This is a genomic window from Neoroseomonas eburnea (genome assembly GCF_018129005.1).
Classification (GTDB): Bacteria; Pseudomonadota; Alphaproteobacteria; order Acetobacterales; family Acetobacteraceae; genus Neoroseomonas; species Neoroseomonas eburnea.
Map to the genome: position 1 here is coordinate 305090 of NZ_JAAEDL010000002.1, position 18929 is coordinate 324018.

The 18929-nt window shown below is 70.1% G+C and carries 19 protein-coding genes and 1 tRNA gene; 13 read left to right on the forward strand and 7 right to left on the reverse strand.

The annotated features are described in order from the left end of the window. Positions 1 to 79: 79 nt before the first annotated feature. Both GXW74_RS03805 and gluQRS read right to left on the reverse strand, forming a co-directional pair. On the reverse strand, positions 80 to 1045 hold the full coding sequence (locus GXW74_RS03805) for a Bug family tripartite tricarboxylate transporter substrate binding protein (protein ID WP_211844948.1): 966 nt from the start codon (positions 1043 to 1045) through the stop codon (positions 80 to 82). Between the two features lie 98 nt (positions 1046 to 1143). Next, positions 1144 to 1992 carry a tRNA glutamyl-Q(34) synthetase GluQRS gene (gene gluQRS / locus GXW74_RS03810; RefSeq protein WP_211844949.1) on the reverse strand — a complete coding sequence of 283 codons (849 nt, stop codon included), beginning with the start codon at positions 1990 to 1992 and terminating at the stop codon, positions 1144 to 1146. A 51-nt stretch (positions 1993 to 2043) separates the two neighbouring features. On the opposite strand from gluQRS, the gene GXW74_RS03815 reads away from it, so the two are divergent. Then, a complete protein-coding gene (locus tag GXW74_RS03815; RefSeq protein WP_211844950.1) occupies positions 2044 to 2703 on the forward strand; it encodes an alpha/beta hydrolase in 660 nt (219 codons plus the stop codon). Positions 2704 to 2865: 162 nt separating this feature from the next. Further along, the gene (locus GXW74_RS03820) at positions 2866 to 3441 is read left to right on the forward strand and encodes an HNH endonuclease (protein WP_246522808.1); all 576 of its coding nucleotides are present in this window, start codon (positions 2866 to 2868) and stop codon (positions 3439 to 3441) included. A gap of 6 nt (positions 3442 to 3447) precedes the next feature. Here the strand turns inward: GXW74_RS03820 and GXW74_RS03825 are convergent, their stop codons facing one another. From GXW74_RS03825 to GXW74_RS03835, 3 genes are all read right to left on the reverse strand, one after another. Then, positions 3448 to 4575 carry a 2OG-Fe(II) oxygenase family protein gene (locus GXW74_RS03825; protein ID WP_211844952.1) on the reverse strand — a complete coding sequence of 376 codons (1128 nt, stop codon included), beginning with the start codon at positions 4573 to 4575 and terminating at the stop codon, positions 3448 to 3450. A 233-nt stretch (positions 4576 to 4808) separates the two neighbouring features. Beyond that, a complete protein-coding gene (locus tag GXW74_RS03830; RefSeq protein ID WP_211844953.1) occupies positions 4809 to 5363 on the reverse strand; it encodes a demethoxyubiquinone hydroxylase family protein in 555 nt (184 codons plus the stop codon). Then, positions 5360 to 5839: a disulfide bond formation protein B gene (locus GXW74_RS03835; protein ID WP_211844954.1), complete on the reverse strand. Its 480-nt coding sequence runs from the start codon at positions 5837 to 5839 to the stop codon at positions 5360 to 5362. Before GXW74_RS03835 ends, GXW74_RS03830 begins: the two co-directional genes overlap by 4 nt. 123 nt (positions 5840 to 5962) lie before the next feature. Between GXW74_RS03835 and GXW74_RS03840 the strand changes: the two genes are divergently transcribed. The 4 genes from GXW74_RS03840 (at position 5963) to GXW74_RS28750 (ending at position 8101) form a co-directional block, all read left to right on the forward strand. Further along, the gene (locus tag GXW74_RS03840) at positions 5963 to 6589 is read left to right on the forward strand and encodes a glutathione S-transferase family protein (protein WP_211844955.1); all 627 of its coding nucleotides are present in this window, start codon (positions 5963 to 5965) and stop codon (positions 6587 to 6589) included. 152 nt (positions 6590 to 6741) lie between these two features. Beyond that, complete coding sequence (locus GXW74_RS03845) at positions 6742 to 7134, forward strand: cupin domain-containing protein (RefSeq protein WP_246522809.1); 393 nt, start codon at positions 6742 to 6744, stop codon at positions 7132 to 7134. A 268-nt stretch (positions 7135 to 7402) separates the two neighbouring features. Then, positions 7403 to 7489, forward strand: a tRNA-Leu gene (locus tag GXW74_RS03850). A gap of 75 nt (positions 7490 to 7564) precedes the next feature. Continuing rightward, positions 7565 to 8101, forward strand: coding sequence for a very short patch repair endonuclease (locus tag GXW74_RS28750; RefSeq protein WP_408903855.1), 537 nt, complete (start codon positions 7565 to 7567; stop codon positions 8099 to 8101). On the opposite strand, the gene GXW74_RS03860 is transcribed toward GXW74_RS28750, so the two are convergent. Continuing rightward, positions 8001 to 9056 (reverse strand): DNA cytosine methyltransferase, encoded by a 1056-nt coding sequence (locus GXW74_RS03860; RefSeq protein ID WP_246522810.1) that lies wholly within the window; start codon positions 9054 to 9056, stop codon positions 8001 to 8003. The genes GXW74_RS28750 and GXW74_RS03860 overlap by 101 nt on opposite strands. 64 nt (positions 9057 to 9120) lie before the next feature. Then, entirely contained in the window at positions 9121 to 9624 is a 504-nt protein-coding gene (locus GXW74_RS03865) for a hypothetical protein (protein ID WP_211844958.1), read from the reverse strand. Positions 9625 to 10127: 503 nt separating this feature from the next. Between GXW74_RS03865 and mbfA the strand changes: the two genes are divergently transcribed. The 7 genes from mbfA to GXW74_RS03900 form a co-directional block, all read left to right on the forward strand. Then, the gene (gene mbfA, locus GXW74_RS03870) at positions 10128 to 11114 is read left to right on the forward strand and encodes an iron exporter MbfA (RefSeq protein ID WP_211844959.1); all 987 of its coding nucleotides are present in this window, start codon (positions 10128 to 10130) and stop codon (positions 11112 to 11114) included. 145 nt (positions 11115 to 11259) lie between these two features. After that, positions 11260 to 12366 carry a S1C family serine protease gene (locus GXW74_RS03875; RefSeq protein ID WP_211844960.1) on the forward strand — a complete coding sequence of 369 codons (1107 nt, stop codon included), beginning with the start codon at positions 11260 to 11262 and terminating at the stop codon, positions 12364 to 12366. After that, positions 12363 to 12866 (forward strand): phosphate-starvation-inducible PsiE family protein, encoded by a 504-nt coding sequence (locus GXW74_RS03880; protein WP_211844961.1) that lies wholly within the window; start codon positions 12363 to 12365, stop codon positions 12864 to 12866. The genes GXW74_RS03875 and GXW74_RS03880 overlap by 4 nt, the downstream gene beginning before the upstream one ends. A gap of 76 nt (positions 12867 to 12942) precedes the next feature. Further along, complete coding sequence (gene ftsH, locus GXW74_RS03885) at positions 12943 to 14808, forward strand: ATP-dependent zinc metalloprotease FtsH (protein WP_211844962.1); 1866 nt, start codon at positions 12943 to 12945, stop codon at positions 14806 to 14808. Continuing rightward, the gene (locus tag GXW74_RS03890) at positions 14808 to 17627 is read left to right on the forward strand and encodes an ATP-dependent Clp protease ATP-binding subunit (protein WP_272877221.1); all 2820 of its coding nucleotides are present in this window, start codon (positions 14808 to 14810) and stop codon (positions 17625 to 17627) included. The genes ftsH and GXW74_RS03890 overlap by 1 nt, the downstream gene beginning before the upstream one ends. A 116-nt stretch (positions 17628 to 17743) precedes the next feature. After that, a complete protein-coding gene (locus GXW74_RS03895; RefSeq protein ID WP_207802990.1) occupies positions 17744 to 18217 on the forward strand; it encodes an NADH dehydrogenase ubiquinone Fe-S protein 4 in 474 nt (157 codons plus the stop codon). A gap of 321 nt (positions 18218 to 18538) precedes the next feature. After that, positions 18539 to 18929, forward strand: a 391-nt coding sequence (locus GXW74_RS03900; protein ID WP_211844963.1) for an Hsp20/alpha crystallin family protein, incomplete at its 3' end; no start/stop codon positions are given.

Consider the following 18929-nt stretch of genomic DNA (forward strand, 5'->3'; position numbering starts at 1 on the left):
GGGCGTCCCGGCGCGGCGGAGACTATGCCTTCCGGGCGGCCGCCTACAACAGCGATGGCGCCGACAATCCGCCCGGATATCAGTTGGCCGTCGCCCCTGCCGCCGCGATGATCGGGCGCCACTTCTCGGTCTCGGCGCGGATGAAGCCGGTGAGTTCCTCGGGCGTGCTCGGCGCGGCTTCCAGCCCGTGACGGGCCAGGCCGGCGATGATCTCGGGGTCGCGCAGCGCCTCGTTCAGCGCGGCGTTGACGCGCTCGACGATCGGCCGTGGCAGGCCGCGCGGGCCCATCATCGCGTACCAGTTCGCCACTTCGTAGCCGGGCAGGCTGGCGGCCTCGGCGACGGTCGGCACCTCGGGCAGTAGCGGCGAGCGGCGCGGCGTCGGCACGGCGAGGGCGCGCAGGCGGCCCGCCTCGATGTGCGGCAGCACGGTCGCGGCGGTGGCGATGGAGAAATCCACCTTGCCGGAGAGGATGTCGGTGATGAGCTGCCCGCCGCCGCGATAGGGCACGTGGATGGTGCGGATCCCGGCCATGCTGTCGAGCAGCGCCCCGCCGAGATGCCCCGCCCCGCCGACACCCGAGGAGCCATAGGACAACGTGTCCGGCCGCGCCCGCGCCGCGGCGATCAGGTCCGGCAGGCTGCGCCAGGGCCGGTCCGGTGGCACGACCAGGATGTTCGTGACCTCGACCGACCGCCCGATCGCCGTGAGATCCGTCAGCACGTCGAAGGGCAGCCGCGTCATGATCGGGTTCATCACCAGGGAGGCGATGGTCCCCATCATCAGGGTGGTGCCGTCGGCGGCGGCGTTGGCCGTGGCCTCGCTCGCCAGGTTGCCGCCGGCGCCCGGCCGGTTCTCCACCACGATGGGCTGGCCGAGCAGCGTCTGCAGCTTGGCGCTGATGGTCCGGGTCGTGATGTCCGTCCCACCGCCGGGCGCGAAGCCCACCAGGATGCGGATCGGCCGCGTGGGCTGCCATTGCGCCCGTGCCGGCACGGCAATGACGGCGAGTGCCGCCGCCCCGAAGGTGCGTCGCGAGATCATGTCCATTCCCTCCGCCCGCATCGGGGCTTTTGGGGAATGCTATCCCCGCTCCCCGGCCAGCACCAAAAAGCCAAAGAAAGGAGGGGGCGCGGGGGAGTTCACTCCCCCGCCCTTCCGCGGACCTCCGCCGCCGTCGCGCCCGCCGCCCGCATCTCCCGGATCGTCGCCGCCCGGTCCCGCTTCGCCAGGCGCTTCCCTGTCTCGTCGGTCAGCAGCCCGTGATGCGCATAGGTCGGCTCGGGCCATCCCATCAGGTGCTGCAGCAGGCGGTGCAGGTCGGTCGCGGGCTTCAGATCCTCCCCGCGCGTCACCAGCGTCACGCCCTGCAGCGCGTCGTCGTGGGTGACGCAGAGGTGGTAGGAGGCGGGGACATCCTTCCTCGCCAGCACCGCGTCGCCGAAGCGGGCGGGGTCGCAGCGCAGGCGGCCTTCGCGTTCCTCGTGAAACGTCAGCGGCTCGCGCATCGTCGCCAGCGCCGCCGCCATGTCGAGGCGCAGTGCGTGCGGCTCGCCGCGGGCGATGCGGGCGGCGCGCTCATCGGCCGGGAGCCGCCGGCAGGTGCCTGGGTAGAGCGGCCCGTCCGGCCCGTGCGGCGCGGCCGCGCTCGCCGCGATCTCCCGCGCGATGTCGGCGCGGGTGCAGAAGCAGGGGTAGAGCAGGCCGCGCGCCGACAGCGCATCCAGCGTCGCGCCGTATTCGGGCAGGTGGGCCGACTGCACGCGCACCTCGCCGTCCCAATCCAGGCCGAGCCAGGCCAGGTCCTCCAGGATCGCGTCGGTGAACTCCGGCCGGCAGCGCACGGGGTCGATGTCCTCGATGCGCAGCAGGAAGCGGCCGCCGGCCTCGCGCGCCCGTCGCCAGGCGAACAGCGCCGAATGCGCGTGGCCGAGATGGAGATGCCCGGTGGGGCTCGGCGCGAAGCGGGTGACGATGGTGGTTGCGCCCATGCTCCGCGCCCGGTAGCGGGCGGGGGTGCCGCATCGCAAGGGGGATCGCGCATGGACATGCAGGACGCGCCGCGCTTCGGCCCCGCCGCCGGCGAGGCGCCCGACGCGCTGGTGGTGCTGGTGCACGGATTCGGCGCCGACGGGAACGACCTGATCGACCTGGCGGCACTATGGGCGGAGGCGGTGCCCGGCGCGCTCTTCGTCGCACCGCATGCGCCGGAAGCCTGCGACGGCATCCCCTTCGGCCGGCAGTGGTTCCCGCTGTGGGACAGGTCCCAGGCGCAGCTCGCGGTCGGGGTCGGGAGTGCCGCCGCCGCGCTTGGCCGGTTCGTGGCGGCGGAGGCGTCGCGGCTCGGCCTCGCGCCGGATCGCGTCGCGCTGATGGGCTTCAGCCAGGGGGCGATGACCGTGCTCGAGGCCGGGCTCTGCGGCGCGGTGCCGGCGCCGGCCTGCGTGCTGGCCTATTCCGGCGGGCTGATCGGGGCGGAGTCGCTGCCGGCGCGGATCGCCGCCCGCCCGCCCGTGCTGCTGGTGCATGGGGAGGCGGATGAGGTGGTGCCCGCCGCCGCCTCCCGCGCCGCGGAATCGGCGCTGGCCGCATCCGGCGTGCCGGTGCGCGCGATCTTCCGCCCGGATCTCGGCCACGGGCTCGACGAGGTCGGGCTTGCGGCAGGGGCGGAGGTCCTGCGGGGCGTGCTGAACGCCGCGTGACAAGGCGTTGAAACCTCGCGCCCCCGTGCGGCGCGAGGGTTGCGGGCGCGTTTCACGCGTGCCAATGATGCGCAGCACACGCGGCGGCGCCACTGTATCTGGGGCCTTTCCGCCGGGTCAGGCCCCAAGGTCTTGATGGCGCTCCGCTGGAAGGAGCGGCGCTTGCCAGACGGCAGTCAGTTCACCGGCGGCCAGTCCTACCCAGCCCTCGTCCTGAACGCGGACTTTCGTCCGCTGTCCTATTTTCCGCTCTCGGTCTGGTCCTGGCAGGATGCGGTGAAGGCGGTCTTCCTCGACCGCGTCTCGGTGCTCAGCGAATACGAGGTGGAGGTGCATTCCCCTTCCCTCGCGCTGCGGCTGCCGTCGGTCATCGCGCTCAAGGAATTCATCCCGGCGGCGCGCCGCCCGGCCTTCACGCGGTTCAACGTCTTCCTGCGCGACCATTTCGAGTGCCAGTACTGCGGCGAAGGCCGCCCGACACACGAGCTGACCTTCGACCACGTGATCCCCCGTTCCCGCGGCGGCCGCACGAGCTGGGAGAACGTCGTCACCGCCTGCGGCCCGTGCAACCTGCGCAAGGGCAGCCACCTGCCGCGCGAATGCCGCATGCTGCCGCGGCAGGAACCGCGCCAGCCGACCTCCTGGGAATTGCAGGAGAACGGGCGCGGCTTCCCGCCCAACTACCTGCATGTGAGCTGGCGCGACTACCTCTACTGGGACAGCGAGCTGGAAGGCTGATCCCGCCTATGCCGTCCCCGGTGCCGGCTTCGGGCCGGCCCGGTAGGCGCCGATGCCCTCGCCCAGGCTGGCGTTGTTCGCCTCCCGCTGCCGCGCCGCCGCCTCGTCGTAGAGGAAGGGCAGGAAGGCATAGCGCCGCCCGGCGGTGACCGGCAGCGCCTGGTGCAGCAGGGAACAGGAGAACACCACCGCACCCCCGGTCGGCGCGCGCCAGGACCGCCGGCCGTATTCCGGGAAACGCAGCTCGCCGCCCTCGAATGCCTCGGCGTTGAGGTTGATGGTGACGGCGAAGCGGCGATGCGCGGTGCCGGCGGTGGTGTTGTCGCGGTGCGCGGCGAAGTGGCCCTGCTCCTCGGCGTCGTAGCAGGCGACGATGTAGCGCTCCATGCGCGTGGCGTTGAAATGGTGGACCTTCGCCAGTTCCGGCACGACGCGGCGCAGGATGCGCGCGCGCACCGCGCCGCGCAGGGCCTCGTCCTCGATGCTGCAGTCCTTGCGCCGCTTCATCGCCGGATCGAAGACGCCGACCGTCTTGCCGTCCACCTCCCGCATGAAGCCGGAGGGCTCGCCGCCGCGCGCATCGTAGTAGGCGATCAGCGCGCGGCAGAGCTCGGGCTCGAAGATGCGCGGCAGCACCAGGACCGGGGGCGGGATCTCGGTGCCGGCATGCGCCTCGGGCGGCGGCAGGGCGCGCAGGCGGGCGAGGATGGCCTCGGCCTCGCGCAGCGGACGCGTCTCGATCACGCGCAGCATCGGGTCGAGCAGCACCCAGGCGGGGGTGAAGACCTCCGGCCCCTCCGGCACGGCGCGGTCCTTGCCGATGACGCCGACCTGCCGCCCCACGGCACCGCCGATGTCGAAGAGGAAGCGGATGCCCGGCAGGCTCGCCTGCACCCGCCCCTGGTCGCGGTCGGCCAGGTCCAGGCTGATGCCGAAGAAGCAGGCCCGCTCATCGTCGAACAACCCGCGCGCGGCGGCGACGGCGGCGAGCATGGCCTGCGCCTCCGGCCGCGCGGCGGAACTCAGGAAGCCGAGCAGCACGTAGCGCCCGGCCACCGAATGAAGGGCGTAGTTCGGGTTGTCCGTGGACGACAGACGGAACCAGGGGATCGGATCGCCGGGCTGGAGCAACATGGTCGTCGCAGGCTAGGTCAGGGGGTCTCGCATCCTCAAGCCGCGTGCCTCGACCCTTCACCGCACCGGCGGTGAAGCCGGCGCCGATGCGCCCCTGGAACACCGGCACGTGCAGCGCCAGCGGCACCGTCGCGATCACCGTCGCCGCCATGATCGGCTCGCAGGGCGGCGCGAAGCTGCTCGCGCCGCAAGGATTGCCACGTGCGGATCGTGCCCGGGAGGCGCCGGCCCGGTCAGATCCTTTCGCTGAGGCGGATGGCGACCCTGCAGCCGGCCTTGATCGCGGCGCTGAGCAGGCGGTAGGCGGGGGCCTGCTCGGCCTCGTTCGCGAGGCCGGTGTCGCGGTGCTCCAGTTCCTCGGCGCGGAAGGTCGCGATATGCGTCCTGAGCTCCGCCTCGTCCTCGCCGAGCGCTTCCTGCTGCGCCCGGTAGTGCTCGTCGATCGCCTCCTCGACCGCGACGGTGCAGGCCATGGCGCCGCGATGGCCGAGCAGCGCCGTCGCCGCGCCCAGGGCGAAGCCCGCCACGTGCCAGACCGGCAGCAGCGCCGTCGGGCGCACCCGGCGCTGCCCGATCAGGCGGGAGAAAGTGTCGAGATGGACCTGCTCCTGGTCCTTCATGTGCTCGATCGTCGGGCGCCAGCGGGTGCGGCCGAGCACCGCGAGCTGGCCCTCATAGATGCGCTTCGCGCCGTATTCGCCGGCATGGTCGACGCGGATGGCGCGTTCCACCGTCTCGCGGGGGGTGGGGTCGCCGGGCAGGCGGTCCTCGCCGGTCGTGCGGATCATGTGCGTGCTCCTCGCCGGGCCAGCAGCAGCGCCAGCGCGCCGAGGCCCAGCCCATAGATGAGGTTCAGCGCCGCCATGGACAGCGGCAGGCCCGGGATCAGGTAGGTGGCAGCATCGCAGGGCTTGGTCGGCGTCGCGGCCAGACCGCGCATCATGTCGTCGATCGAGCCGGCACCGCCGGCGGTGGGTGCCGCGCAGCCCGGCAACGGGGACGGCCACCACCCCTGCTCCACCCCCACATGGAAGCCGCCGATCGCGGCGGAGACGAATACGCCGACCCCGGCCAGCGCCAGCAGCGCCCAACGCGCGCGCCCCGGCAGCACCACCGCGAGCCCCGCAAGCCCCGCCGCCGCCCAATAGGGCCAGCGCTGCCAGAGGCAGAGCTCGCATGGGGCGAGGCCCCACCAGGTCTCGCTCCCCATGGCGAAGAGCGGCGCGGCGGCGGCGAGCGCCAGGATCAGGACAGCGAATGCCATGGCCGTCATGTCGCGCGCCGCCCGGCCCGGCGCAACCGGTCCCGCGCACGGCACTTCCCCGCGGGCGGTTCCACCCCCGGGGAAAGCACTCTAGCCTCCCGGCGGAACCGCGGGAGGGACGCGATGCGCAAGCTCTGGGGCCGTGCGAGCTCGAGCAACGTGATGAAGGTGCTGTGGACGCTCGACGAGCTGGGCCTGCCCTATGAGCGCATCGACGCCGGCGGCGCCTTCGGCAAGACGAAGGAGCCCGGATACCGCGCCATGAACCCCATGGGCCTCGTCCCCACCCTGCAGGAGGAGGATGGCTGGGCGCTGTGGGAGAGCAATTCCATCGCCCGCTACCTGTGCAACGCGCACGCGCCGGACAGCCCGCTGTATCCCAGGGCTCCGCGCGCCCGCGCGGCGGTCGAGACCTGGATGGACTGGACGCTCGGCCACGTCACCTCGCCGATGGTGACCATCTTCTTCACCCATGTCCGCCTGCCGGAGCCGCAACGCGATTGGGCGGCCGAGAAGAAGGCACGGGAAGATGCCGGCCGGCTGTGGAAGATCGTGGACGCGAAGGTGACCGGGCAGCGCTTCCTGTGCGGCGATGACCTGACCCTCGCCGACATCGCGCTGGGGTGCTGGGTGCATCGGTGGTTCGCACTGCCGATCGAGCGGCCGGACCTGCCGAAGCTGGCGGCCTACTACGAGGCGCTGAAGACCCGGCCGGGCTTCGTCACGCATGTCGCGTTGCCGCTGGAGTAAGGTCGGGGGAGGGTGAACCTCCCCCGAACCCCCTCCCTTTTCTGGCACCTGGGGACTGACCTCCGAGGTCAGTTCCCAGGAGACAAAGAAGGGAGGGGGATGCGGGGGAGGTTCCCCTCCCCCGCGACCTTTTTTGACCGATGGAGGAAACGATGGCCGGAACGACCACGAACCACGCCCAGGGCGCCCACTACGAACGCGGCCTGCGCGCCTTCTTCGAATACCGCGACCTCGGCATCAGGGACGCCACCGGCGGGGCCTTCGGCGCGCATGTCATCCGCGCGATCCCGGGCGAGCACGCCACCGGCCAGTGGCACACCCACGACCTGAAGTTCCAGATGTTCTTCGTGCTCAAGGGCTGGGTGCGCTTCGAATACGAGGATGTCGGCGTGAAGGAGTTCCGCGCCGGCGATTCCTGCTACCAGCCGCCGCTGGTCCGCCACCGGGAGGTCGAGCATTCCGACGACCTGGAACTGCTGGAGATCGTCGGTCCGGCGGAATTCGCGACCAAGGATGTCCCCGCCCCGGCCGCCGCGGCGGAATAGCCTCCGGCCGGGGCTGTGAAATCGGAAAAGGCGCGCTATTAGCACTCACGGGCAGCGTGTCGGCCGCCCGATGCGGGTGTGGCGGAACGGTAGACGCGACGGACTCAAAAAGCGTCTTGTTTTCCCGGGCAGCCAGCTCGCGGCGAATTGAAAATAGCGTGTAGGGACAGTAGGTTGCCGCGATGGCTGGAGTAGTTCTGCACCGGCTGAAAAAGGGGTTAGGTGCAGTATAGGTGTCGCCGGCGCGGAAGCGCAGGGCGGCAATTTCGCGGGCGTGGCGGAATTGGCAGACGCGCCGGATTCAAAATCCGGTTCTGGCAACAGAGTGTCGGTTCGACCCCGACCGCCCGCACCAAGTCCTACCGTTTCCGGGCGGAACCTCTGGCGAGAGTGTCGTTCCTTGGCAGTCGCTCCTCGAAAGTCGCCACGGGTGAGGCTGGGCACCAAACCCGGCCTGGACGGGGCTTTGCTTGGCGCCCGTACATCGCTGACGGGCAGCGTCACTACGCCTGAGCGTTCGTTGATGATGTCCCGCATTCGGGCGAAGGATACGGCTCCCGAGCTTGCCGTGCGACGCTTGGTGCACGCCTGGGGACTGCGGTTCCGTCTACACCGGCGGGATCTGCCGGGCTGTCCCGATGTGGTTTTTCCGCGCCTTCGGAAGGCGATCCTGATCCATGGGTGCTTCTGGCACCACCACAATGATCCGACTTGCCGGAATGCTGTGCTGCCGAAAACCCGTGCCGAGTGGTGGCGCGCGAAGCTGCTGAGGAACGTCAAACGGGACGAGCGAAACCTGCGCGAGCTTCAGGACCTGGGCTGGGATGTGCTCGTGCTTTGGGAGTGCGAGATCCGAGCCCGGCGCTTCACGCCGAAGCTTGCGTCGTTTCTCTACGTGGCGCTGCCCGCCCCTGAACTTGTCGCAGATCCGTCCGTGGAGAGGGCGCCAAGCCCTGGCGACCGGTGAGCGATCTGACGATCGCCTCCATGACGGGCGGCGCGACGCCGTTGCCCAGCAGACGGATGCGGTCCCTGCGTGAGCCAATGCCCTGGAGGGTGTAATCGTTGTCGAAGCCCATGGCGCGTGCAAGCTCGGGAACCTGGAGCATGCGCAGGCGAGGCTCCGGCCCCTCCCATGTCACGAGGCCAAACCGGTCGATCGTTGTGATGGTCCTGAGCGGCCGATCGAGTGTCTGCCAGCCGCCGCTCGCATCGGACCCGTAGTAGACGATCAGGAAGGGAACTCCCTTACCGAGAGCAGCGATCGCGCGCTCGGCACGCTCAAGCGTCGGCGCTGCCCGGCCGGGGCGGTGCAGAGGCTTTGTCGGCCAAGTGCCGGGAGGATCAAGGATCTCGGCGACGGTCGGTGCTCGCATGCCCGCCGAGGGCTGGGGAATGACCGGGCGCTCCTCCCGATCACAGAGGACGAACAGCCTCCTGCGTTGCTGAGGAACGCCGAAGTCGCGGGCGTCGAGAGTCAGTGCCTCAGTTGCATATCCGAGGCCCTTCAGGCGGGTCAGCAACTCATCGTAGCCATTCCACGCGCGCATCTGGATGACGTTCTCGATGATGATCCAGCGGGGCTTCAGATCCGCAGCGAAGTTGAGGACGAACCTGGCAGTGTTCCTGCTGTGGTGGTTGATGGGCCGGTTGCCTCGAGCCATCGTATGGTTCGTGCACTCCGGCGATGCCAGCAGAATGTCGATGTGTCCCAGATCGCCGAGGGCACCCGCACCCGTATTGCGCGTCATCTTCATTCGGACAGCGTGCGCCTTGGGGAAGTTGAGGGCATATGCCTCACGCGCGCACGGATCGGCATCCACGCCGCACACGATCTGCGCGCCCGCACGGTAGGCGCCCCAGCTGCTGCCGCCGCCGCCACAGAAAAGATCGAGAACACGATGCCTCATGGACGCGGACATACCAGGTTCCCCGACCTGCGCCAGGCCAAATCCGTCAGCTGACACCAGAAAGCGCAGCAGGCGGTCAGCGGGAAGCCGGGAAACCGGCCTCCTCGCAACGCTGCCTCACCTTCAGAAGCCTCTCGGCCTGCCAATCCGCCGGGATCTTCCGCGGGATCGCGCAGGCGATCTTCAAGGCCGTCTCGTCGTCAGGACTCGCAAGCCGATTCGCACGGGCGAAGTCACGCAACGCGACCCAGAAGGGGCCGCCCGCCTCGATGACCTGCGTGACGGCATGCATGCCGTCCGTGACCCGCTGCTTCTCCTGGTCGTCGCGCTTCGCCGCCTTCACCTCATCCCTGCCAATGAGCAATGCGTCGAACCCGTCCTCGACGGGCACGTCCGCCTCCAGCGCGGTCTTCCGGCACGCCTGCTGCTTGGCCCATTCCGAGATGTTCTGGCCGGCAAGAGGCGGTGAACGGAGGACGCGCATCATGATCTCTGCGATCGAGAGAAGCTGACGTTCAAGCGCGGGACCGGCTCCCTGCGTCGCCCAGATCTTCAGGAAGTCGAGGCGGCCAGCCGCCATGCAGGAACATGTTGGTCAGGAATGCGCTCCACCCCCCTGGCGACGCCGCGGGCAAGGCGCCGGAGAAGCGCGCCGGCACCAGGGCGTGGCGGTAGAGAAAGGCCTCCAGTTCGCGCGGCGGCAGTGACATCTGATGGAGGAATCCGAGGACGCAGGCCCCTATCAGGGACCACACGACGAAGGGCGGGAACCGGGATGCAACTGTGTCCTGCAAGGGCAGCATCGAAGGATCCCGCACAAGGAGAAGCCGCCCGCCGCCTCACCTCCGCGCGCCGCTAGGAGGCCTTGGGCGGGTGGCGCGCATCGCGATCATGGCATCAGCGGAGCCTCAGCGGAATGCCCCGGCTGGCGCTGCAGCCGCTCCCCCAAGCGCCGGTCCGCATCACCTTGCGCCGTCGCTCCGACACGCACGGCTTTGCCGAGGTCGGCCGGCGCGGTGGCGGAAGCTGGCCGAGGCGGGTATCGTCCGAACGGTCCTGCCCCCAAGCCTCCCCCAGAGCCGCATGCGCCTTCTTCCCCTGCCGAGCTTCGGCCGCCGCCGCTTCGCCAGCCTCTCGGCGCAGGAGATCCTGGCCCTCGCCATCGCCTCCGAGGAGGAGGACGCGCGCATCTACGCGCTCTATGCCAAGCGGCTGCGCGACTCCTATCCCGCGACCGCCCGCATCTTCGATGCCATGGCCGCCGAGGAGGACGAGCACCGGCGCCGGCTGATCGACCTCTACCGCGCCCGCTACGGCGACCTCATCCTGCCCATCCGTCGCGAGCATGTCGCGGACTTCTACGCCCGCCGGCCTGTGTGGCTGGTCGAGAATCTCGGCCTCGACCGCATTCGCGCCGAGGCGATGGCCATGGAGCGGGAGGCCGAGGCCTTCTACCGCGCCGCCGCCGAGCGCACGACGGATGCCGAGACCCGCCGGCTGCTCGGCGACCTCGCGGCCGAGGAGGCGCGGCACGAGAGCGACGTCGAGGCGATGGCGGCCGAGCTCGCGCGCCGCGGGGCGGCGAGCGAGGAAAGCCTCGCCGCCCGCCGGCAATTCGTGCTGACCTGGGTGCAGCCGGGGCTGGCCGGGCTGATGGACGGCTCGGTTTCGACCCTCGCGCCCATCTTCGCCACCGCCTTCGCCACCCAGGATCCCTGGACGACCTTCCTGGTCGGGCTCTCGGCCTCGGTGGGGGCGGGCATCTCCATGGGCTTCACCGAGGCCGCACATGATGACGGCAGGCTCTCCGGCCGCGGCGCGCCCTGGAAGCGGGGCCTCGCCTCGGGGGTGATGACCGCGCTTGGCGGCCTGGGGCACGCGCTGCCCTACCTCATCCCGCATTTCTGGACGGCGACCGCGATCGCCATCGCGGTGGTCTTCATCGAGTTGTGGGCGATCGCCTGGATCCAGAACCGCTACATGGAAACGCCTATCCGGCGGGCGGTGTTCCAGGTGGTCCTCGGCGGCAGCCTGGTGCTGGCCGCCGGCATCCTGATCGGCAGCGGTTGATGGGCAGATGCCCACCCCCGCCCGGCCGCTTCAGCGAAAAGGGCGCGGCTGAAGAACGGGGCTTCGCATGATCGGGCGGCAGGGGCACCCTGCGTCCCGGAGGCTCAGCTGGCAGGAGAGTTCCGCGTTGGACAATGGTCGATTCATGTTCCGGACCATGCTGCTGATGTTGGCGGCGCTCGTCCTCATCGCCGCCTGGCAGAGCTTCCCGCTGCTGCAGGCCGAACTTCTCGCCGGCCGGGCGGAGCCGCGCGTCGTCACGCCGCGCGGCGACCTTGCGGAGGACGAGCGTTCGACCATCGCCCTCTTCGAGCAGGCGCGCGGATCGGTGGTGTTCATCGCCACCACCGAACGCGTGCTGAACCCCTGGACGCGCAACGCGCTGCAGGTGCCGCGGGGGACCGGTTCGGGCTTCGTCTGGGACCATCTCGGCCATGTGGTGACGAACGACCATGTGATCGCCGGCGCCTCCGGCGCGGTGGTCCGCCTGGCCGATGGCCGCGCCTACAACGCCGTGCTGGTGGGCACGAGCCCGGCCCATGACCTCGCGGTGCTGCGCATCGGCGTCGGCACGGGCCGGCCGGAGCCGCTGCCGATCGGCACCAGCCACGACCTGCGCGTCGGCCAGAAGGTCTTCGCCATCGGCAATCCCTTCGGCCTGGACTGGACGCTGACCACCGGCATCATCTCGGCGCTGAACCGCGAACTGCCGAGCGAGACGGGGGCGGTGATCGAGCGGCTGATCCAGACCGACGCCGCGATCAACCCGGGCAATTCCGGCGGCCCGCTGCTCGATTCCGCCGGCCGGCTGATCGGCGTGAACACCGCGATCTACAGCCCCTCTGGCGCCTCGGCGGGCATCGGCTTCGCGGTGCCGGTGGACACCGTGAACCGCGTGGTGCCGCGGCTGATCGCTGCCGGGCGCTACATCCGGCCCTCGCTCGGCGTCCGGGCGGAGGAGCAGATCAACGCCGCGCTCTCGGCGCGGCTCGGCATCGAGGGCGTCTTCGTTCTGGAGGTCGAGCCCGCCTCGGCCGCGGAGCGCGCCGGGATCCGCCCCGCGCGCCTCGGGCGCGATGCCGGCTTCCAGACCGGGGACGTCATCCTGGAAATGGAGGGGCGGCCGCTGCGCCACGTGGCGGAACTGCTCGCGGCACTTGACCGGCACGCGCCGGGCGACGCCGTCACGCTGACGATCCTGCGCGACGGCGCGCGCCTCGGGATCACCGTCACATTGGATGCGGGGCGATGAGCGAAACGAAACCGCGGACCGGCAGCCTCGTGCTCTGGCGGTCGCTGACCTTCTACGAGAAGTTCGAGCAGGTCGTGGTCTTCGTGCTGACAGTGCTGATCGCGCTGATCGTGCTGGCCGCGCTGTGGAACCTGCTCAAGCTGGTCGCCACCTCGCTGCTTCTGGTGGACCTCCTCGACCCCACCGAGCCGGCGGTGTTCCAGACCATCTTCGGCGCGATCTTCACCGTCGTCATCGCGCTGGAGTTCAAGCGCTCCCTGCTGGTCGTGGTGGAGCGGCGCTTCGGCGTCGTCCAGGTGCGCGCGGTGGTGATGATCGCCATCCTCGCGGTCGTGCGGAAGTTCATCATCCTCGATCTCACCCAGACCGAGGCGATGAAGCTGCTCGCGCTCGGCGCGGCGATCCTCGCGCTCGGAATCGTCTATTGGCTGGTGCGCGACCAGGACCGGCGCGAGGGGGAGGCCGCGGCCCTCGACAGCGCCGAGACGGGGCCGCCATGATCGCCCGCTTCCTTCCCTTGCGGCCGCCGGGCCGTTCGCGCTCCACTCCTTCCCGCCCGAGCGGCCGGAGCCCTCAGTGAACAAGCAGCAGCAGTTCAATATCTGGTACTGGATCGGGGCCTTCCTGCTGCTCCTGCTCTTTCAGGGCTGGTGGCAGGGCGCGTCGGTGACCGAGCGCATCCCCTATTCGCGCTTCCTCGAACTGCTGCAGCAGGACCGCATCGCCGAGGTGCAGGTGCGCCCCGAGAGCATCGTCGGCCGCTACCGCGAGCCGATCGACGGGCGGACGCATTTCCTGACCACCATCGTGCCTGAGGATCTGACGCGCCGCCTGGAGCAGTCGAGCGCGCGCTACGACGGCACCATCACCAACACCTTCCTGACGAACCTGCTCTCCTGGGTGGTGCCGGCGGTCGTCTTCTTCGGGCTGTGGATGTTCGTCTTCCGCCGCGTGGCGGAGAAGCAGGGCTTCGGCGGGCTGATGTCGGTCGGCAAGTCCAAGGCCAAGGTCTATGTCGAGAAGGACACCGGCGTCACCTTCGACGACGTCGCCGGCGTGGACGAGGCCAAGGCCGAACTGCGCGAGATCGTCGATTTCCTGAAGCAGCCCGAGAAGTACGGCCGGCTCGGCGCGCGCATCCCGAAGGGCATCCTGCTGGTCGGCCCGCCGGGCACGGGCAAGACGCTGGTCGCGCGCGCGGTTGCCGGCGAGGCGGGGGTGCCCTTCTTCTCCATCTCCGGCTCCGAATTCGTCGAGATGTTCGTGGGCGTGGGCGCGGCGCGCGTGCGCGACCTCTTCGAGCAGGCCCGCAAGGCCGCCCCCTGCATCATCTTCATCGACGAGCTGGATGCGCTCGGCAAGAAGCGCGGCGTGGGGGCCTTCGGCGGCGGCCACGACGAGAAGGAACAGACGCTCAACCAGCTGCTGACCGAACTCGACGGCTTCGACCCGCGCGAGGGGATCGTGCTGCTCGCCGCCACCAACCGGTCCGAGATCCTCGACCCCGCGCTGCTGCGCGCCGGCCGCTTCGACCGCCAGGTGGTGGTGGACCGGCCCGACAAGTCCGGCCGCGCCGCCATCCTGCGCGTGCATCTGAAGAAGGTGAAGCACGAGGGGCTGGATGTCGAGCAGATCGCCGCGCTGACGCCGGGCTTCTCGGGCGCGGAACTCGCCAACCTGGTGAACGAGGCGGCGATCCAGGCGACCCGTCGCGGCGCCGAGGCAGTGAGCATGGCCGATGTCACCGCCGCGATCGAGCGCATCGTCGCCGGCCTCGAACGCAAGGGGCGCGTGCTGAATCAGAAGGAGCGCGAGGCGATCGCGATCCACGAGATGGGCCATGCGCTCGCCGCCGCCTCCCTGCCCGGGGCGGATCCCGTGCACAAGGTCTCGATCATCCCGCGCTCCATCGGCGCGCTCGGCTACACCATGACGCGGCCAACCGAGGACCGCTTCCTGATCACCCGCCGCGACCTCGAGAACCGCATGGTCGTGCTGCTGGCCGGCCGCGCGGCGGAGGACCTCGTGCTCGGCGAGATCTCGACCGGCGCGGCGGACGACCTCGCGCGCGTGACCGACATCGCTCGCCAGATCGTCACCCGCTTCGGCATGCATCCCTCGCTCGGCCAGGCGGTGCTGGAGGCCGAGCGGCAGAGCTTCCTCGGCGATGGCGTGCCGGGCTTCACGCCGCGCGACTATTCCGAGGCCACGGCGCGCGAGGTGGATGTCGCGGTGCGCGGGCTGATCGACGAGGCCTATGCGCGGGCCAGGGCGCTGCTCGCCGAACGCCGCGCCGATCTTGATGCCGGCACGCGGCTGCTGCTGGCGCGCGAAACCATCACCCCGGACGACTTCCCGGCGCTGCGGCAAGCGGCGGCGGCCGGGCAACAGGGCATCACCAGATCCACCGCCACCGTGGATCATGCGGAGGAGCAACGCTGATGAACGGCAAATGCGATGTCTGTGGGCGGGCGGCGACGGTGCGCGTCCGCGCTTCGGTGAACGGGCGGCGGCAGGATCTTGAGCTCTGCGACGAGCACTACCGCGACACGCTCCGCCGCCAGGGGCGGACCGCCTCGCCTCTTGAGGCCCTGTTCGGCAGCCATGGCAGCCTGTTCGAGGAGTTCTTCGGCGACCGCCCCTTCGGCAGCCTGATCGGTGGCCTCGGGCGCGACCTGCCCGCCGCAGAGGAGGATGAGCAGGTGGTGGATGCCACCTTTGGCGACGCCGCCGCCTCGGATTCGCCGCGTCGCAGCCAGCGGCGCGGTTCGGCACGCCGGCCGGGCGGCGGCCTTGCCGCGCGCATCAGCGACCAGGCCGAACGGCTGTTGCAGGAGGCAGCCCGCCATGCGGCCGAACGGGGCAGGCCGGAGGTGGACACGGAACACCTGCTGCTGGCGCTGCTCGGCTCGGAAGTCGTCAAGACGGTCCTCGGCCAGTTCAAGATCTCGGCCGACCAGCTGCGCACGCAGATCGAGCAGGAGGCCAAGCGCGGCGAAAAGCCGCATGAGGGCGAGATCGGCGTCGCGCCCCGCGTCAAGGATGCACTCAGCCGCGCCTTCACCGCCTCGACCGACATGGGCCACTCCTATGTCGGGCCGGAGCATCTGCTGATCGGCCTCGCCGAGGAGGGCGAGGGCCTGGCGGCCAACATCCTGCGCAAGCTGGGCCTCACGCCGCAGGCCCTGCGCCAGCAGGTGGCGCGTGTGGTCGGCAAGCAGGGGGCAGAGGAGGGCCGCGCCGAAGCACCGACTAACACGCCCGAACTCGACAAATATTCGCGCGACCTCACGAAGATGGCGCGCGACGGCAAGCTCGACCCGGTGATCGGCCGCGCGCAGGAGATCGAGACGACGATCGAGATCCTCGCCCGGCGCAAGAAGAATAACCCGGTGCTGATCGGCGAGCCGGGCGTCGGCAAGACCGCGATCGTCGAGGGCCTCGCGCAGCGCATCGTGGACGACGAAGTGCCCGAGGCGCTGCGCGGCAAGCGGCTGGTGGAGCTCAACATCAACTCGATGGTCGCTGGCTCGAAGTACCGCGGCGAGTTCGAGGAACGGGTGCAGAAGATCCTCAAGGAGGTGACCGAGCACCAGGGCGAGATGATCCTCTTCATCGACGAGATCCACACCATCGTCGGCGCCGGCCAGGGCGGCGGCGAGGGCGGGCTCGACATCGCCAATGTGTTCAAGCCGATGCTCGCGCGCGGCGAGCTGAACCTGATCGGCGCCACCACGCTCAACGAGTACCAGAAGCACATCGAGAAGGACGCCGCGCTGGAGCGGCGCTTCCAGCCGGTGATGGTGGCGGAGCCGACCGTCGCGCAGGCGATCATGATCCTGCGCGGCCTGCGAGACACCTTCGAGGCGCACCACAAGGTGACGATCACCGACGAGGCGATCCTGGCCGCCGCCGAGCTCTCCGACCGCTTCATCCAGGGCCGCTTCCTGCCCGACAAGGCGATCGACCTGATCGACCAGGCGGCGGCGCGAGTGAAGCTCTCGGCCACTGCGCGGCCGGTCGAAGTACAGGAGATCGAGGCGGAACTGCACCAGATCAAGCGCGAGCAGGACTATGCCGCCTCGCGCAAGCAGTTCGAGAAGGCCGCCGACCTCGGCAAGCAGATCGCGGCGAAGGAGGCGCGCCTCAAGGAGCTGACGGAGGCCTGGGAGAAGGAGCGCGCCACCGGCTCGGCCGAGGTGCAGGCGAGCCATGTCGCGCAGATCGTCTCCAAGCTCACCGGCATCCCGGTCAGCGAGCTGACGGAGGCCGAACGAGAGAAGCTGCTGAAGATGGAGGAGCGCCTGCACGAGCGGGTGATCGGCCAGGAGCAGGCGATCAAGGCGGTCTCGGACGCGGTGCGGCTGGCGCGTGCCGGGCTGCGCGAGGGCTCGAAGCCGGTCGCGACCTTCCTCTTCCTCGGGCCCACGGGGGTGGGAAAGACCGAGCTCGCGAAGGCGCTGGCCGAGGTGGTCTATGGCGACGAGGGCGCACTGCTGCGCATCGACATGTCGGAGTACATGGAGCGCCATGCGGTCGCTCGCTTGGTGGGCGCGCCGCCGGGCTATGTCGGCTATGACGAGGGCGGCCAGCTCACCGAGAAGGTGCGCCGCAAGCCCTATTCCGTGATCCTGCTCGACGAGATCGAGAAGGCGCACGCCGACGTCTACAACGTGCTGCTGCAGGTCTTCGACGACGGGCGCCTCACGGACGGCAAGGGGCGGGTGGTGGATTTCACCAACACGATCATCATCGCCACCTCGAACCTGGGCTCGGATCGCATCCAGAAGCGGTTGCACCTGCGCGGCACGGTGGCCGAGCAGCCCGAGAAGCTGAAGGCCGAGCTGATGGAGGTGCTGCGCGGCCATTTCCGCCCCGAGTTCCTCAACCGAATCGACGAGATCATCGTCTTCCATGCGCTCTCGAAGGAGGAGATCCGGCAGATCGTGCTGCTGCAGCTCGACCGGGTGAAGCGCACCGCGGCGAGCCAGGGTGTGACGCTGGAGTTCGACGAAAGCCTCACGGCGATGCTGGCCGCCGAGGGCTACCGGCCCGAATACGGCGCGCGCGAGCTCAAGCGGCAGATCCGCAGCCTGGTCGAAACCCGCCTTGCGCGCGCCATGCTGGGCGGCGAGGTCGCCAAGGGCGACACCGTGACGCTGCGCTGGGATGCGGCCGCGGAGCAGGTGGTCCTCGAGCCGCGGCCCGGAACGGCGCCGCCCAAGCCCGCGGTGGAGGGCGCGCCCGAAGCGGCGGACTAGACGCTGCCGCAATGGCCTCACGCCCACCTTCAGTCCTTCCGGCCTCTCTTCCGACTTGGGGCGAGGCAGTGGCGCCAGCTACCGGAGCGGGGAGCGGGACCGGCCCGGAAAAATCGGTGCCGCTCCTGCCGGGCGGCGCTTCATCGGCCGGCCGATGGCGGCTCCCGCTCGTGCGCATCCATCAGCCGGGTCGTTCCGTCACGCAATCCGCGCCAGGACGGCAGCGCTGGGTCCTGGAGTTCGTGCCATCGTCGCCGCCGCCGATCGACCCGCTCACCGGATGGATCGGCAGCACGGATCCGCTCGCGCTCGTGCGACTTGAGTTCCCGGACAGGCAGAGCGCGGAAGCCTTCGCCGAGCGGCACGGATGGCGCTACGAGGTCGCGGAGCCACCCCCGCGTCGCGTGCGCTACAGAAGCTACGCGGAGCAGCTGCGGAGCGACATGAGCGACGCGATCAGCCGCGTTCGGCCTTGGCTCCTTGCTGCCCATGCCGAGGATGAGCCGAGACAGGATCCGGTCGAGGAGGCCAGTCTAGAGTCCTTTCCGGCAAGCGATCCTCCCGCCTGGACCGGGGTGAGGATCGCGTGAGGCGGTCGCGGTGCCGTCGGGCGGTTTCGGTGCGCAGCAGGACAATTCGGCTGCCCCGCCGGTGGCTCGCGCCGGCGGTATGGCTGGCCGACGCGCGACGCATAATGCACGTCTTGAATCTCGGTCGTGGGCGACCTTGATCGTCGTCGGAACGCCCAATCGGGGTTCGCAGGTTGACGGGTCTGGCCATCACGGCAGGCCACCAGGGTTCCGCCGCGAAGCGGGGAGAAGACTGGTGCCGTCGGCTTCAGGGGCACGCCACGCGCCCCATGGCATGGCTTCCGTCACGGCGGGCCGCGAGGGCCGCGAAAGGAGGAAGTCATGCTCAATCCAATGACACTCTACCCCGCTGATCCCTTCGCGCTGCTGCGGCGCGTCAGCGAGGCGCTGGACCGTGCCGCCTTCAGCACGGCGGCGCCGGTCTTTCCGGCCGTCAATGTGTGGCAGAACGACGAGGCGGCAGCGATCATCGCAGAAGTGCCGGGCGTCGAGCCGCAGGATATCGACATCTCCGTCAAGGATGACGTCCTGACCATCGCCGGGGAGCGCCGCGCGCCCGACCTGCCGGAGGGCGCGTCCTGGCAGCGCCGCGAGCGTGCCTTCGGGCGCTTCTCCCGCGCTATCCGCCTGCCCTTTCGCGTCGATTCCGACCTGGTCGAGGCGCGCTTCGCCGACGGCGTGCTGCGCATCGCCGTCCGTCGCCCCGAGGCCG

What these genes read in the sequence shown, in the direction of transcription:
- gluQRS (WP_211844949.1), bottom strand. Translation starts at nt 1,992, where the DNA reads ATGGGCGCAACCACCATCGTCACCCGCTTCGCGCCGAGCCCCACCGGG.
- GXW74_RS03840 (WP_211844955.1), top strand. Translation starts at nt 5,963, where the DNA reads ATGCGCAAGCTCTGGGGCCGTGCGAGCTCGAGCAACGTGATGAAGGTG.
- GXW74_RS03880 (WP_211844961.1), top strand. Translation starts at nt 12,363, where the DNA reads ATGAGCGAAACGAAACCGCGGACCGGCAGCCTCGTGCTCTGGCGGTCG.
- GXW74_RS03860 (WP_246522810.1), bottom strand. Translation starts at nt 9,056, where the DNA reads ATGTCCGCGTCCATGAGGCATCGTGTTCTCGATCTTTTCTGTGGCGGC.
- GXW74_RS03825 (WP_211844952.1), bottom strand. Translation starts at nt 4,575, where the DNA reads ATGTTGCTCCAGCCCGGCGATCCGATCCCCTGGTTCCGTCTGTCGTCC.
- GXW74_RS03835 (WP_211844954.1), bottom strand. Translation starts at nt 5,839, where the DNA reads ATGGCATTCGCTGTCCTGATCCTGGCGCTCGCCGCCGCCGCGCCGCTC.
- mbfA (WP_211844959.1), top strand. Translation starts at nt 10,128, where the DNA reads ATGCGCCTTCTTCCCCTGCCGAGCTTCGGCCGCCGCCGCTTCGCCAGC.
- GXW74_RS03805 (WP_211844948.1), bottom strand. Translation starts at nt 1,045, where the DNA reads ATGATCTCGCGACGCACCTTCGGGGCGGCGGCACTCGCCGTCATTGCC.
- GXW74_RS03865 (WP_211844958.1), bottom strand. Translation starts at nt 9,624, where the DNA reads ATGGCGGCTGGCCGCCTCGACTTCCTGAAGATCTGGGCGACGCAGGGA.
- GXW74_RS03890 (WP_272877221.1), top strand. Translation starts at nt 14,808, where the DNA reads ATGAACGGCAAATGCGATGTCTGTGGGCGGGCGGCGACGGTGCGCGTC.
- GXW74_RS03830 (WP_211844953.1), bottom strand. Translation starts at nt 5,363, where the DNA reads ATGATCCGCACGACCGGCGAGGACCGCCTGCCCGGCGACCCCACCCCC.
- GXW74_RS03815 (WP_211844950.1), top strand. Translation starts at nt 2,044, where the DNA reads ATGGACATGCAGGACGCGCCGCGCTTCGGCCCCGCCGCCGGCGAGGCG.
- GXW74_RS03875 (WP_211844960.1), top strand. Translation starts at nt 11,260, where the DNA reads ATGTTCCGGACCATGCTGCTGATGTTGGCGGCGCTCGTCCTCATCGCC.
- GXW74_RS03845 (WP_246522809.1), top strand. Translation starts at nt 6,742, where the DNA reads ATGGCCGGAACGACCACGAACCACGCCCAGGGCGCCCACTACGAACGC.